The sequence below is a fragment of the Micromonospora sp. I033 genome (assembly GCF_053890995.1).
This window is the reverse complement of sequence record NZ_JBSSLX010000160.1, coordinates 1-13557: the sequence shown is the minus strand read 5'-3', so window position 1 is coordinate 13557 and position 13557 is coordinate 1. Positions and strand designations below refer to the sequence as shown.

General features: G+C 74.2%; 14 protein-coding genes. 5 read left to right on the top strand and 9 right to left on the bottom strand.

What is annotated here, in order from left to right; all coding sequences use genetic code 11:
* The coding region (locus ACW0Q9_RS22545) for a class I SAM-dependent methyltransferase (protein ID WP_456184405.1) at positions 1–566 on the bottom strand (566 nt) is incomplete at its 3' end.
* A 72-nt stretch (positions 567–638) separates the two neighbouring features.
* Between ACW0Q9_RS22545 and ACW0Q9_RS22540 the strand changes: the two genes are divergently transcribed.
* A complete protein-coding gene (locus tag ACW0Q9_RS22540) occupies positions 639–1505 on the top strand; it encodes a serine hydrolase (RefSeq protein ID WP_456184403.1) in 867 nt (288 codons plus the stop codon).
* Positions 1506–1509: 4 nt separating this feature from the next.
* Here ACW0Q9_RS22540 and ACW0Q9_RS22535 read toward each other — a convergent pair whose 3' ends face one another.
* A complete protein-coding gene (locus ACW0Q9_RS22535) occupies positions 1510–2307 on the bottom strand; it encodes a tyrosine-protein phosphatase (protein ID WP_456184401.1) in 798 nt (265 codons plus the stop codon).
* A 44-nt stretch (positions 2308–2351) separates the two neighbouring features.
* Here ACW0Q9_RS22535 and ACW0Q9_RS22530 point away from each other — a divergent pair, with 44 nt between their 5' ends.
* Positions 2352–3449, top strand: coding sequence for a mandelate racemase/muconate lactonizing enzyme family protein (locus ACW0Q9_RS22530; protein WP_456184399.1), 1098 nt, complete (start codon positions 2352–2354; stop codon positions 3447–3449).
* A gap of 55 nt (positions 3450–3504) precedes the next feature.
* Positions 3505–4422, top strand: coding sequence for a C40 family peptidase (locus ACW0Q9_RS22525; RefSeq protein WP_456184397.1), 918 nt, complete (start codon positions 3505–3507; stop codon positions 4420–4422).
* Between the two features lie 62 nt (positions 4423–4484).
* Here the strand turns inward: ACW0Q9_RS22525 and ACW0Q9_RS22520 are convergent, their stop codons facing one another.
* The 3 genes from ACW0Q9_RS22520 to pnuC form a co-directional block, all read right to left on the bottom strand.
* Positions 4485–5483: a TerC family protein gene (locus tag ACW0Q9_RS22520; protein WP_456184396.1), complete on the bottom strand. Its 999-nt coding sequence runs from the start codon at positions 5481–5483 to the stop codon at positions 4485–4487.
* Positions 5484–5885: 402 nt separating this feature from the next.
* Positions 5886–7010 (bottom strand): AAA family ATPase, encoded by a 1125-nt coding sequence (locus ACW0Q9_RS22515; RefSeq protein ID WP_456184394.1) that lies wholly within the window; start codon positions 7008–7010, stop codon positions 5886–5888.
* Positions 7007–7660, bottom strand: a complete 654-nt coding sequence (gene pnuC, locus ACW0Q9_RS22510) for a nicotinamide riboside transporter PnuC (RefSeq protein WP_456184392.1) — start codon at positions 7658–7660, stop codon at positions 7007–7009. Before pnuC ends, ACW0Q9_RS22515 begins: the two co-directional genes overlap by 4 nt.
* A 102-nt stretch (positions 7661–7762) precedes the next feature.
* Between pnuC and ACW0Q9_RS22505 the strand changes: the two genes are divergently transcribed.
* Positions 7763–8056 carry an antibiotic biosynthesis monooxygenase family protein gene (locus ACW0Q9_RS22505; protein WP_456184390.1) on the top strand — a complete coding sequence of 98 codons (294 nt, stop codon included), beginning with the start codon at positions 7763–7765 and terminating at the stop codon, positions 8054–8056.
* 45 nt (positions 8057–8101) lie between these two features.
* Complete coding sequence (locus ACW0Q9_RS22500; protein ID WP_456184407.1) at positions 8102–8356, top strand: SDR family oxidoreductase; 255 nt, start codon at positions 8102–8104, stop codon at positions 8354–8356.
* A gap of 4 nt (positions 8357–8360) precedes the next feature.
* Here ACW0Q9_RS22500 and ACW0Q9_RS22495 read toward each other — a convergent pair whose 3' ends face one another.
* The 4 genes from ACW0Q9_RS22495 to uvrB all read right to left on the bottom strand — a co-directional run bounded on the left by ACW0Q9_RS22495 (position 8361) and on the right by uvrB (position 12723).
* The gene (locus ACW0Q9_RS22495; RefSeq protein ID WP_456184388.1) at positions 8361–9260 is read right to left on the bottom strand and encodes a DUF5753 domain-containing protein; all 900 of its coding nucleotides are present in this window, start codon (positions 9258–9260) and stop codon (positions 8361–8363) included.
* Positions 9261–9340: 80 nt separating this feature from the next.
* The gene (locus ACW0Q9_RS22490) at positions 9341–9709 is read right to left on the bottom strand and encodes a VOC family protein (protein ID WP_456184386.1); all 369 of its coding nucleotides are present in this window, start codon (positions 9707–9709) and stop codon (positions 9341–9343) included.
* 25 nt (positions 9710–9734) lie between these two features.
* Entirely contained in the window at positions 9735–10589 is an 855-nt protein-coding gene (locus ACW0Q9_RS22485) for a helix-turn-helix domain-containing protein (protein ID WP_456184384.1), read from the bottom strand.
* A 25-nt stretch (positions 10590–10614) separates the two neighbouring features.
* Complete coding sequence (gene uvrB, locus ACW0Q9_RS22480; RefSeq protein WP_456184382.1) at positions 10615–12723, bottom strand: excinuclease ABC subunit UvrB; 2109 nt, start codon at positions 12721–12723, stop codon at positions 10615–10617.
* Between the last annotated feature and the right edge of the window lie 834 nt (positions 12724–13557).

Sequence of the window (13557 nt, the reverse complement as noted above, 5' to 3'; positions counted from 1 at the left end):
TTGAGCAGGTCGGCCAGCGGCAGGTGCCAGGCGCCGACCCGGGCGCGCACGCCGGTGGCGTTCCAGGACCGGAAGCTGCGGTCCCGCTCGGCGTACCCGCCGTCGATCACGGCCCGGCCCGGCTCGGAGCGGTCGGCGAACGCCCCGACGAAGCACGGGTGCACGCCGACGTGGACCAGCCGCCCGCCGGGCGCCAGCACCCGGGCCGCCTCGGCGATCGCCGCCGGGTAGTCCGGCATGTCGGTGTGGGCGAGCACGCAGGCCACGGCCGGCAGGGAGCCGTCCGGCAGGGGCAGCGCGGTGGCGTCGGCCCGGGCAACCGGCAGCCGCGCCTGGGCGTGCCGCAGCTGACCCCCCGACAGGTCGACCCCGATCGGCTGCCAACCCAGCCGGCGCAGCTCGGCGGCGTGCGCCCCGGTGCCGCAGCACAGGTCGAGGCAGCGCCCGGCGCCCGGGCCGAGCAGCTCGGCCAGCACCGACCGGACCCGGTCGCTGTAGTCGGTGGCGGTGGTCGTGACGTAGTCGTCGTACCAGTCGGCGATGGCGTCGTACGCGGCGGTCGTCATCCCCGCACGCTAGACCCGGCACGCGGCGGACCGCAGCCCCGCCGGCCGCGATGATCCGCTACGGTCTCCGGCATGACCTGGGAGGATCTCGACGCGCACCTGGACAAGGTGCCCGGCACCGTCTCCGCGTACGTGGGGCGGCTGGGCGCCCCGCCCACCTGGACCCGGCAGGCCGACGCCACCCACTACGCGGCCAGCACCATGAAGGTCCCCGTGCTGGTGGCGCTGCACCGCGCCGCCGAGGCCGGCCGGCTCGACCTGGACGGGCCGGTCGCGGTGCGCAACGCGTTCGACTCCGCCCTGCCGGGCGCGCCCCGATTCACCAACGCCCAGCACTACGACAACGACGACGCGGTCTGGGACCGGGTGGGCGGCGACGCGCCGCTGCGCTGGCTCGCCGAACGGATGATCATCCGCTCCAGCAACCTGGCCACCAACATCTGCATCGGTGAGGTCGGGCTGCCCGCCGTGGCCGAGGCGTGGACGCTGGTCGGTGCCCGGCACAGCGTCACCGGCCGGGGCATCGAGGACTTCGCGGCCCGGGACGCCGGCATCGACAACCTGGTCACCGCCGCCGACCTGGCCGCCCTGCTCGGCGGACTGGCGCTCGGCGCGCAGCGGCCCGGCCCGCTCGCCTCGCCGGCCGGCTGCGCGGCCATGCTGGACGTGCTGTTCGCGCAGGAACACCGCGAGGACCTCGCCGCCGGGCTGCCCGAGGGCACCCGGATCGCGCACAAGAACGGCTGGGTCCGCGGCGTCCGGCACGGCGCCGGGGTGGTCTTCCCCGACGACGCCCCGCCGTACGCCGTCGTGGTCTGCACGACCACCGACCTGGCCGACGGCGGCCCCAGCGGCGAGGAGATCGAGGACGACGCCTGCCGGCTGATCGCGGACGTCTCCGCGCGGGTCTGGGCGGCCCGGCACGATCTGGCCGGGTGACCGTTCACTCCAGCAGGTTCGCGCGCAGCGCGGCCACCGTCTCGTCGGTCACCCCCAGCCCGTCGCGCAGGTAGGCGTCGAACGAGCCGTGCACCCGGCGCACCTCGTCGTAGGCGGCGTCCAGGTACTCCGGACGGACCTCCAGCAGCGGCAGGGCCGTGGTCGGGTCGAGGGTCGGCTGCCGGCCGGTCATCGCGGCGAGCAGCACCTCGCGCAGGCTCTCGGTCAGCTCGTTGTGCCGCAGGTAGTCGGCCCGGATCGCGGCCTCGTCCACGCCCAGCGCGGTGAGCAGCACCACCGACAGCCAGCCGGTGCGGTCCTTGCCGGCCGAGCAGTGGAACAGCAGCGGCAGGTTCGCCCCGTCGGCGGCCAGCCGCACCGCCGTCCCGAACCCCTCCCGCGCCGAGTCCCCGGTGACGAACCAGCGGTAGATCGCGGCCATCGCCGCCGGCATGCCCTGCCGGGCCAGCTCCGCGTACGCGGCCAGGTCGTGGCCGAGCAGCACCGCCGAGACGTAGGTGAACACCGGGTGGGCCGCGTCGTAGACCGGCAGGTGCACCAGCCGCGGCTCGCCGGCCAGGCGGTCCGGCGGGGCGACCGCCTGCTCGGTGGCGTGCCGCAGGTCCACCACACAGGCCGGGGCCAGCTTGCCCAGCACGGGCAGGTCCTCGTCGGTGAGCCGGCCGAGCGCGGCGGTGCGGATCAGCCGACCGGCGCGCACCCGCCGCCCGTCCGAGGTGGGCATCCCGCCCAGGTCACGCGCGTTCGGCGCGCCCACCAGCTCCCAGTCCCGCTCGGTCATCGGCCCTCCCCTGATCGCCGCCAGCTCCGTATAGGGTGCCCCACATGACGATCGCCGCGGTACGCACCCACCGGCTCTCGGCCCCCTTACACACCCCGTTCGTCACCGCGCTGCGCCGTACCACCACGGTGGACACCCTGGTCGTCGAGGTGGTGGACGCCGACGGGCGGTCGGGGTTCGGCGAGGCCCCGCAGGTCTGGCAGGTGACCGGCGCGTCGATCGCCGGCGCCGAGGCGTGCGTCCAGCAGTTGCTCGGGCCCCTGCTGACCGGGCGGGACGCCGACGACCTCCAGGCCCGGTGCGCCGAGGTGCGCCGCGCGGTGGTCGGCAACGAGTCGGCCCGGGCGGCCGTCGACGTCGCCCTGCACGACCTGGCCGCGCGGCGGCTCGGCGTACCCCTGGTGCGGTTGCTCGGCGGCACCGCGCTGCGCGTCCCGACGGACGTCACCCTGGCCGCCGGCGACGCGGTGGACCTCGCCGCGGCGGCCACCCGGCGCCGGGCCGAGGGGTTCACCGTGCTGAAGCTCAAGGTCGGCACCGACGCGCGGGGCGACCTGGACCGGGTCCGCGCGGTCCGCGCCGCGGTCGGCCCCGACGTGCGGATCCGGCTGGACGCCAACCAGGGCTGGACCCCGCGCGAGGCGGTCCGGGTGATCCGCGGCATCGAGGACGCCGGGCTCGACGTCGAGCTGGTCGAGCAGCCGGTGCACCGGCGGGACCTGGACGGGCTGGCCTGGGTCAGCGACCGGGTGGAGCTGCCGATCCTCGCCGACGAGTCGGTCTTCGACGTGCGCGACCTGGTCGAGGTGATCCGCCGCCGGGCGGCCGACATGGTCAACGTCAAGCTGGCCAAGTGCGGCGGTCTGCACACCGCCCGGACGCTGCTGGACCTGGCCGCCGCGCACGGCATGGGCACGATCGTGGGCTCCATGATGGAGAGCCAGGTCGGCCTGGGCGCGGCGGCGAGCCTGGTCGCCGCCTGCGGCACCACGGCCGTGTCGGACCTCGACGCCGCCTGGTGGCTGGCCTGGTCGCCGGTCGCCGGCGGCATCCGGTACGACGGCGCGAGCGTCGTGCTGCCCGACGCCCCGGGACTCGGTATCGCGAACGTGAGTGAAGCAAAGATTCAGCAGGCCGGTTGAGAGCCGTTGGAATTTTTCATAGGGTCGCCCAAGAGCACATGACGTGGGGGTGGGCGTGGAGGTTCAGCCGGGCCGCGAGGCCGTCGTCCGGGTCCCGGTGGCGACCCTCTGGACCGCACCCGAGGCGGTCCGCCCCGTCGACCGCCCCGCGCTGGCCGACCCGCCGGACACCGCCACCTGGATCGCCGGCATGGACCGCGACCAGCTCGTCGGCGACTGCGTCCTGACCCAGCTGCTGCTCGGCGAGCGGGTGCTGGTCACCGAGCTGCGCGCGGACGGCTGGGCCCACGTCGTCGCCCTGGAACAGCCCGCCACCAAGCTCGACGTACGCGGCTATCCCGGCTGGCTGCCCGCCGCCCAGCTGGCCGCGCCGGCGGAGCCCGGCCCGCCGGTCACCCCGCTGGTGGTGGACGCCGGCCGCACCGCGCTGCGCGCCGCCCCCGACGGCCCACCGGCCCTGACCGGCGTCGTCCTCGGCACCCGTCTCACCCCGGCCGGGCGGCCGGCGGACGGCTGGCGACCCGTCCTCGTGCCCGGTCGGGCCGACCCGCTCTGGGCCCCCGAGGGCGACCTGGTGCCGCTGCCCGCCGAACGGCCCGAGGCCAAGGAGGTGCTCGCCGTCGCCGAGCGGTTCCGCGACCTCGTCTACGTCTGGGGCGGGCTGTCCACCGACGGCATCGACTGCTCGGGCCTGGTGCACCTGGCGTGGCGGCGGTACGGCGTCACGCTGCCCCGGGACGCCGACGACCAGGCCGAGGCGACCACTCCCCTGGCGCTGGACGAGGAGCGCCCCGGCGACCTCTACTTCTTCGCCCGGCCCGGCCGGCGGATCCACCACGTCGGCATCGTCACCGCCGAGCCGCACGGTGACCGGCGGCGCATGCTGCACGCCTGCTACCGACAGCGCCGGGTCCTGGAGGAGCAGCTCCCCGAGGACCGGCTCGCCACGCTGGTCGGCGCCCACCGGGTCTGACCCCCGTACGCCGAAAGGGGCGCTCCCGACCTCGGGAGCGCCCCTTTCGCACGTGGGTACGGTCAGCGCCGGGCCTCGGCCAGCTCGCGGCGCCGGTCGTGGGACGACTTGACCAGGCTGGCCGCGGTGGCCACGGCCAGGGTGCCCAGGATGACGGTGAGCGACAGCCAGATCGGGATGTGCGGAGCCCATTCGACGTGCGCGCCGCCGTTGACGAACGGCAGGTTGTTGTCGGCGAGGGCCTCCAGGACCAGCTTGACCCCGATGAAGCCGAGCACCACGGCCAGGCCGTAGCTGAGGTAGATCAGCCGGTCCAGCAGGCCGCCGAGCAGGAAGTAGAGCTGCCGCAGCCCCATCAGCGCGAACACGTTCGCGGTGAAGACCAGGTAGGGCTCCTGGGTGATACCGAAGATCGCCGGGATCGAGTCGAGGGCGAAGATCAGGTCGGTGGTGCCGATCGCGATCATCACGATCAGCATCGGGGTGAACAGCCGCCGCCCGTTCGCGTGGGTGGTCATCCGCGCCCCGTCGTAGTCACGGGAGATCGGCAGCGCCTTGCGGCTCCACCGGATCAGCACGTTCTCGGTGAACTCGTCCTCGTCCGGCTCCCCCTGGCGGGCCAGGTTGATCGCCGTGTAGATCAGGAACGCGCCGAAGATGTAGAACACCCAGGAGAACTGGGAGATCAGTGCGGCGCCGGCGGCGATGAAGCCGCCCCGCATGACCAGCGCCAGCACGATGCCGATGAGCAGCACCTTCTGCTGGTACTGCCGCGGCACCCCGAAGCGGGCCATGATGATCACGAAAACGAAGAGGTTGTCCACCGAGAGGCTGTACTCGGTGAGCCACCCGGTGTAGAACTGGCCGGCCACGCTCGGGCCTGAGGTGAGCCACAGCCCCGCCCCGAAGAGCAGGGCCAGCGCCACGTAGAAGCCGACCCACAGGCTCGACTCACGGACACTGGGCTCGTGCGGGCGGCGACCGATGATGAACAGGTCGACCAGCAGGACCGCGGTCAGCGCGATCAGCGTTCCCGCCCACACCACTCCGGACACGTTCAAGATCCATCCTCCGGCAGACACACAGCGTCGGGCACACCGTACGCCGCGTGCGGGGCCGGGGTGCGTCGACGCTGACTCTGGTGACTGTCGGAGGTCTCTTCCGCCACCGACCCGGGGACGGGTCGATGACCGACGGAGCCGGGTCGTGCCACCGGGGGGCCGGCGCTCTTCCGTGCTGACGACTCCGTCGCGGGGGAATACTCCCCTCCTCGGCCGCCATTGTTCACCATCGCCCCGGGTCACCGCATCTTCGGGGCCCCGTTTGCCACGGTAATCACGTTCCGTCGGTGCGGCAGGCCTCATCCCGTAAGGCATCCTAGGAGGCTAGGTGTTGCCTGCGGGCGGCCGCCCGCCACGTCGCCGCGGTGGCGGCGGCACCGCCACCCCGCTGAGCCGGGTCGATCAGGATGCGGCGGGGGGCACCGGGTCGGTGAAGGACCAGCCCGCGGCCAGCAGGGCGTCGCAGGCGGCGACGGCGACCGCCAGCCGCTCCTCGTGCGTTCCGCGCAGCTCGACCACCGGCACGCCGCAACCGGCCAGCTCCGCCCGGAACCGGCCGGTCATCCAGGCCCGCAGGTGCTCCCCGTCGCGCAGGCCGTCGTCGGCGAACGGCACGCCCTCGTGGTCGGTCAGCAGGTACAGCGCCGGCCGGCGGGCGGCCGCCCGGACCGCCGCCGAGGACGACCCGAGATAGCGCTCCTCCCAGATCGCGGTGGCCCGCGCGTCGGTGTCGCAGAACAGCAGCGGGCCGCTGGCCCGGGCCGCCGCGTCCTCGGCGGCCTGCTGCTCGCGCACCACCTCGACGAAGTCGTCCCGGTCCCAGCCAACCTCGAAGATCGTCGCCTCCGGCCGGACCCGCCGCAGCTCGGCGAGCTTGCGCTCGGTCAGCTCGCGCCCGTACTCGGGCACCCAGCGGGTGCGGTAGTGGGCGGCGAGCGCCCCGGCCATCGTCGTGGTGCCGGTGGACTCGGCCCCGACCACCACGACCCGGCGGACCAGCCAGGCCCGCACCGCCGGGCTCAGCCACCGCCAGTGCGCCGCCGGGTCCGCCCGCACGGCGGTGCCGGAGACCGGGACGCCGCGCCGGTCCAGGTCCACGCAGACCGCGACCGCGTCGAACCGCCGGGCCAGTTCCTCGCCGTACGCCTCCGAGGAGAACACCGCGTCCACCGGCTCCCCGCCGAGCGCGTCGGCGAACACCGCGCAGTGCAGGTCCCAGACCGCCGGGTCGGCGTAGTCGACCGGGTGGTCGTCGTACCGGCCGACGAACCGCACCCCGGGCGTGGCGGCGTGCGCCTCCCGCAGCCAGGCGACCCGCACGTCGAGCGGAATCGACTCGCGCCGGGACGGGGCGACCACCACGGTGACCGCCGCGCAGCGCGCCGCGGCCGCCTCGATCAGCGCGTGGTGCCCGGCGTGCGGCGGGTAGAACTTGCCCACCACCAGGCCGTGCCGGAACTCCGGGTCCGCTCCTCCCCGGTCCCCGGCGGAGGGGGACGTGGCGCCGGTCGCGCCGGTCACGGTCACGCGGCGACCGGGGCCGGGCCGGGCGGCACCGGGGTCGCCGCCGCAGGCCGGCGCAGGTCCGCCCGCCACTCCCGCAGCCCCACCACGCAGAGCGCCAGGAAGATCAGGTAGAGGCCGCCGGTCAGCCACAGTCCCTTGTACGCGTAGAGCGGGATGTAGATCAGGTCGGCGGCGATCCACAGCCACCAGCTCTCCACCAGCTTGCGGGTCTGGCCGTAGGTGGCGAGCAGGGACAGCGCGGTGGTGACCGCGTCGGCCAGCGGCACCGTGGAGTCGGTGGCCCGGTCCAGCAGAGCCCAGAGCCCGACGGTGAGCAGCACCCCGGCCACGCCGAGCGCCCACCACTCCCGCCGGCCGGTCCGGGCCACGGTCAGCCGGCTGCGCCGCTCCCCGCCGAAGAGCCAGTGCCACCACCCGTAGAGGCCGAGGACGACGTAGACGACCTGGAGGCCGGCGTCGGCGTAGAGGCCGGCGGTCCAGAACAGCACCATCAGCAGCAGCACGTTGGCGATGCCGATCGGCCAGTTCGCGATGTGCTGCCGGGCCACCAGCCAGACGTTGACCACGCCGGTGGCGAAGCCCAGCAGCTCGGCCCAGGTGATGCCGGCCCCCAGGACGGTGAACGCCGTGGCGGTGAGCCAGTCGAGCATCTGTCCTCCCCCGTTTCCCGAGCGCCCACCCTAGAGGGGGTGTGGCGCGCGGAACAGCCCCCGGGGCGTACCGGACGGGGGCCGGCGTGCGAGGCTTCGCGCATGGTTCTTGAGGTCGCGCTGATCGACGTGACACCCGGCCAGGAGGACGAGTTCGCCGCCGCGTACGCGAAGGCGCACCCGATCCTCGCCGGCACGGAGGGCTGCCGCTCGGTGCGGATGACCCGCGGTGTCGAGTCGCCGTCCCGGTTCGTGCTGCTGGTGGAGTGGGACTCGGTCGAGGCGCACGACGTCAACTTCCGGCAGAGCGAGCGATTCGGGCAGTGGCGCGCGCTGATCGGGCCCTACTTCGCCGGCCCGCCGCTGGTCGAGCACTTCCTCGACGTGCCGGCCTGAGCTGTCGTACCCCTGACATAGCCTGCGCTCACGCGCCGGCCACCGATTCCGACGGACATCGGGGGCGCCGGACCCGGTGGCCGCGCGGGAAACACCGTTGCAGTCGGGCTCCTGAACCCCGGCCCGACCGACACCGGGTACGCCGACGGGCTGGCGTCGGTGGCCCGCCTCTTCCCGGGCGGCCGCTGGGGCACTCCCGAGGACTCGGCCCGGCTGGTGCGGTTCCTCTGCTCCGCCGACGCCCGCTGGATCACCGGGCAGGTGATCGACCCGGAGGGCGGTTTCCAGCGGCACCGCTGAGCGCTCAGTCGGGCTCGTGGGGTTCCCGGGGCCGGGGCACCGGCACGGGGCCGAGCCGGCGGGCCAGCAGCTCGACCGTCTCCTCCTCCGGCAGGGCCGCCGCCAGCAGCCAGTCGACCAGCTGCTCGTAGCGGGCGACGTCCGCCTCGGCAACCAGCCGCAGGTCGGTGGTGAGCGTCTCCACCAGCACGGTGCGCGGGTCGGCCGGGTCCGGGTACGCGTAGTAGGAGAAGGGCGCGAGCGGGTGCAGGTCGCCGTGGGGTGAGGCGTCGCGGGGCAGCAGCCGGATGGTGACGTGCGGGCGCTCGGCGAGCGCGGCCAGGTGCCGGAGCTGGTCCCGCCAGACCTCGGCGGGCAGGCCGCCCGGGTCGCAGGCGCGCTCGTCGATCAGCGCGGTGTAGTGCGGCGGCTCGGGCCGGCACAGCACCTCCTGGCGCACCGCGCGGGCCCGGACGTCGGCCTCCACGTCCACGTCGTCGGCGAGCAGCGCGCCGGCCGACACCCGCAGCCGGGCGTACTCGGGGATCTGGAGCAGCCCGGGCACCATCGCCGGCTGGTAGTCCACGATGCGGACCGCGCCCGCCTCCAGCTCCGCGTACGCCCGCTGCCGCTCCCCCATCTCGCCCAGCGCCTTGGACCAGCCGCGGCCGGTGGCGGCGTCCCGGGCGATGACGATCAGCTCGTCCCGCTGGTGGGGTGGCACGGCGTAGACGTCGAGCAGGTCGAGCACGTCGGCCAGGTCCGGCCGGCTCTGCCCCAGCTCGATGCGGGACAGCTTCGATGTGGACGCCCAGCCGAGCCGGCCGCAGACCTGCTCCAGGGTGAGCGACTCCCGGCGGCGCAGCCGGCGCAGCTCCGCGCCGAGCCGCACCCGCCGGACGACAGGACTTGCTGACAACGGCATGCGCGCCTCCCCACCGTGGGAGAGTACGCATGACCATCACGCACGGCAATACCTTGCTCGCACAGAGCTATCGCCGGTCGTCAGGGTCGGTAGGTGCCGAAGGACCAGACCAGGCCGGCCAGATCGCGGGCGACGTAGTCGCGGGAGCCGTAGTCGGTGTCGAAGGGCGGCCGGACGATCTCCGCGCCGGCGGCCCGGGCCCGCTCGTGGTGCGCGTCGACGTCGTCGACGGCCACGTAGACGCGGTAGTCGTCGTCGGCCGGCCGGGTCGCCGGGGCCGGCCCGGGGCCGAGCATGACGAGGTCGTCGCCGTAGCCGAGTTCGGCGTGCCGCACGGCGCCGTCGGGTCCCTCGTGCACCTCGTGGACGGTGAGGTCGAACGCGGACCGGAGGAAGTCGACGGCGGCGCGGGGATCGGGATACCGGAGGACCGGATAGATGCTTCGCATGGGTCCGAGTCTGCCGGCGGACGGGTCAGCCGGGATTGGACGAATGTGATCCGGGCCGGGCCAGCGCCGCGGGCGTGGCCCCGGCGAACTCGCGGAACTCCCGGATCAGGTGCGGCTGGTCGTAGTAGCCGAACCGCACCGCCAGGTCCGCCCACCCGTCGCCGCCCGGACCGGGCGCGGGGTCCGCGCCCCCGACCGGCGCGCTGAGCGGCCCGCGGCCCACCATCGCGTACGCCCGCTGGAAGCGGAGCAGCCGGGCGACCGTCTTCGGCGGCAGGCCGAACTCCCGGCGGAACCGGACCGCCAGGTGACGGCGGCTCCAGCCGACCTCCTCGGCCAGCGCGCCGACGCCCAGCCCGCCGCCGCTGCCGTCGAGCAGCCGCCAGGCGTGCCGCAGGTGGGGATCGACCGGCCCGGTCACCGCCAGCCGGGCCGCGAGCGCGGCGTCGAGCCGGGCGAACCGGCCCGCCCAGTCGGGAAGACCCGCCAGCTCGTCGCGGAGCCGGGCCAGCCAGCCACCGAGCCGGTCGACCGGGACCGCCCGGTTGGCCACCTCGCCGAGCGGCAGCCCGAGCAGCCGGCGGGCGGCCGGGGCGGTCAACACCACCTGCACCCCGACGCCCTCGCCGGCGGTGCGGGTCGTGCACCAGCCGTCGAACGGCCCGGCCAGGAACGCGCTCGTGTCGGAGGCGCCCCGGTCGGCCGCTCGGGGATCGGTGACGTCGAGCGGGGCGCCCCAGCCGAGGATCAGCACCACGAAGGCGCTGGCCACCTCCCGGCGCACCAGCGGGCCGGCCGCGTGCTCCCGGTAACCGAGGTAGCGGTCCACGTAGGGCCGGATCCGGGGGTCGGGGAGCCCGAGCACGGCCTCGGTCAGCACGGCGGGCTCCCCCGGCCCCGGTCCGTCACTTCACCCCGGCGGCGTCCATCCCGCGGAGTTCCTTCTTGAGGTCGGCGACCTCGTCGCGGATCCGGGCGGCCAGCTCGAACTGCAGCTCCCGCGCGGCGGCGAGCATCTGGTCGTTGAGCTCCTGGATGAGGTTGGCCAGGTCGGCCCGGGCCATCCCCTCCCGCGACGGCGTGGCCGCGCCGCCGCGACTCCGGCTGCGGGTCTCCTTGACCGGTGCCTTGCCGCGCGACAGCTGCCGGACGGCCCCGCCGACCCGGCTGTTCTCGGTGTCCTCCGCCTCGCGGTAGATGTCGTCGAGGATGTCGTGGATCTTCTTGCGCAGCGGCTCCGGGCTGATCCCGTTGGCCTCGTTGTGCGCGATCTGCTTCGCCCGGCGCCGGTTGGTCTCGTCGATCGCGTCCGCCATCGACGGCGTGATCTTGTCGGCGTACATGTGGACCTGGCCCGAGACGTTGCGGGCCGCGCGGCCGATGGTCTGGATCAGCGACCGGCCGCTGCGCAGGAAGCCCTCCTTGTCGGCGTCGAGGATCGCCACCAGGGAGACCTCGGGCAGGTCGAGGCCCTCGCGGAGCAGGTTGATGCCGACCAGCACGTCGTAGTCGCCCTTGCGCAGCTCGCGCAGCAGCTCCACCCGGCGCAGCGTGTCGACCTCGGAGTGCAGGTAGCGCACCCGGATGCCGTTCTCCAGCAGGTAGTCGGAGAGGTCCTCGGCCATCTTCTTGGTCAGGGTGGTGACCAGGACCCGCTCGTCCCGCTCGGTCCGCAGCTTGATCTCGTGCATCAGGTCGTCGATCTGGCCCTTGGTGGGCTTCACGATGACCTCGGGGTCGATCAGGCCGGTGGGACGGATCACCTGCTCGACGAACTCGCCCTGGGCCTGCTCCAGCTCCCACGGGCCGGGCGTGGCGGAGAGGAAGACCATCTGGCCGACCCGCTCCAGGAACTCGTCGAAGCGCAGCGGCCGGTTGTCGGCCGCGCTTGGCAGCCGGAAGCCGTGGTCGATCAGCATCCGCTTGCGGGAGGCGTCGCCCTCGTACATGCCGCCGATCTGCGGGATGGTCACGTGCGACTCGTCGACCACGGTCAGGAAGTCGTCGGGGAAGTAGTCGAGCAGGCAGTGCGGCGGGCTGCCGGGGAGCCGGCCGTCGATGTGCATCGAGTAGTTCTCGATGCCGGAGCAGAAGCCGACCTGGCGCATCATCTCGATGTCGTAGGTGGTGCGCATCCGCAGCCGCTGCGCCTCCAGCAGCTTGCCCTGCCGCTCCAGCTCGGCCAGCCGCTCACCCAGCTCGGCCTCGATGTCGCGGATCGCCCGCTCCATCCGCTCCGGGCCGGCCGCGTAGTGCGTGGCCGGGAAGATCATCAGGCTGTCGACCTCGCGGACCACGTCGCCGGTGAGCGGGTTGAGGTAGTAGAGCTTCTCGATCTCGTCGCCGAACAGCTCGATCCGGACGGCCAGCTCCTCGTAGGCCGGGATGATCTCCAGCGTGTCGCCGCGGACCCGGAAGGTGCCGCGCTGGAAGGCCATGTCGTTGCGGGTGTACTGGATGTCGACCAGCCGGCGCAGCAGCTGGTCGCGGTCGAGCTCCTGCCCCACCTTGACCCGCACAGCGCGGTCGAGGTATTCCTCCGGGGTGCCCAGGCCGTAGATCGCCGACACCGTGGCCACCACGATCACGTCGCGCCGGGTGAGCAGCGACATGGTCGCCGAGTGCCGCAGCCGCTCGACCTCCTCGTTGATCGAGGAGTCCTTCTCGATGTAGGTGTCGGTCTGCGGGATGTAGGCCTCGGGCTGGTAGTAGTCGTAGTAGGAGACGAAGTATTCGACCGCGTTCTGCGGCAGCAGCTCGCTGAACTCCTTGGCGAGCTGCGCGGCGAGGGTCTTGTTGGGCGCGAGCACCAGGGTCGGCCGCTGCAGCCGCTCGACCAGCCACGCCGTGGTGGCGCTCTTGCCGGTGCCGGTCGCGCCGAGCAGCACCGTGTTACGGTCGCCACGTCGCACGCGACGCTCAAGCTCGTCGATGGCTGCCGGCTGGTCGCCGGCCGGCTGGAACTCGCTGACGACCTGGAAGCGGCCGTCGAGCCGGGGAATGTCGAGCGCCATGACCTCAACGGTACGCCCGAGGTCCGACACTTCCGGGCCGAGCACGCACCGTCCCTGATCGGCTTCGATATTCCCATTGTGTGGCTCATCTCACCGGGCTACCCTCGTACCGTAGGCCGCTCGCGGCGGCCGACCGGGCCGGTGGCCGCCCCTCCGGGGCCCGGCCGCCCCCGGCACCGGGGGTCGCAGCACCCGAGAAACCGGCGTGCGCACCCGAGGTGGTCGCGCTCGAGGCGCTGACCGGCCGCCGCGAGCGCCCCTGCTCGTCACCGAAACCCGGCAGCCGCGTTGTGCACTCGTGGAGACCTCTCCCGGACGCCGGCCGCGACGCGCTCGCCCCCGCGACACCGGCCCGCTCCCCGCCGACGACGCCCGCCCCGCCCCGCCCGATCCCCCGCCGGCCGCCCCGAACGAGGGCGAGGCCACAGCGCCGGTCGACCGCCCATCGGCCGAGCCGCAGGCGCCCGCCGACAATCCCCCGGCCGAGCCGCACACGACGACCGCCGACCGCCCCGTGGCCGAGCCGCACGCGGCAACCGCCAACCGTCCACGGGCCGAGCCGCACGCCGCCACCGCCGGCAGCCCTCCGGCCGAACCGCACGCGACCACCGCCGACCGTCCACCGGCCGAGCCGCACGCCGCCACCGCCGACGGCCCTCCCCCCGAGGCGCACGCGGCAACCGCCGACGGCCCTCCGGCCGAGCCGCACGCGGTGCCCGCCGACACGGCCGCAGAAGCCTCGGACGGTCCGATCAACCCCGCCGTGGACAACTCGGACGGGCCTGGCGACCCCGCCTCCCAGAGCCACCCTCGGACCTCGAGCGCGCCCGCGAA

Bases quoted from the DNA above. Each gene is read 5' to 3' on its own strand.
- ACW0Q9_RS22490 (WP_456184386.1), bottom strand. From the start codon at position 9,709: ATGCGAAGCATCTATCCGGTCCTCCGGTATCCCGATCCCCGCGCCGCC.
- ACW0Q9_RS22495 (WP_456184388.1), bottom strand. From the start codon at position 9,260: ATGCCGTTGTCAGCAAGTCCTGTCGTCCGGCGGGTGCGGCTCGGCGCG.
- ACW0Q9_RS22530 (WP_456184399.1), top strand. From the start codon at position 2,352: ATGACGATCGCCGCGGTACGCACCCACCGGCTCTCGGCCCCCTTACAC.
- pnuC (WP_456184392.1), bottom strand. From the start codon at position 7,660: ATGCTCGACTGGCTCACCGCCACGGCGTTCACCGTCCTGGGGGCCGGC.
- ACW0Q9_RS22535 (WP_456184401.1), bottom strand. From the start codon at position 2,307: ATGACCGAGCGGGACTGGGAGCTGGTGGGCGCGCCGAACGCGCGTGAC.
- ACW0Q9_RS22505 (WP_456184390.1), top strand. From the start codon at position 7,763: ATGGTTCTTGAGGTCGCGCTGATCGACGTGACACCCGGCCAGGAGGAC.
- ACW0Q9_RS22540 (WP_456184403.1), top strand. From the start codon at position 639: ATGACCTGGGAGGATCTCGACGCGCACCTGGACAAGGTGCCCGGCACC.
- uvrB (WP_456184382.1), bottom strand. From the start codon at position 12,723: ATGGCGCTCGACATTCCCCGGCTCGACGGCCGCTTCCAGGTCGTCAGC.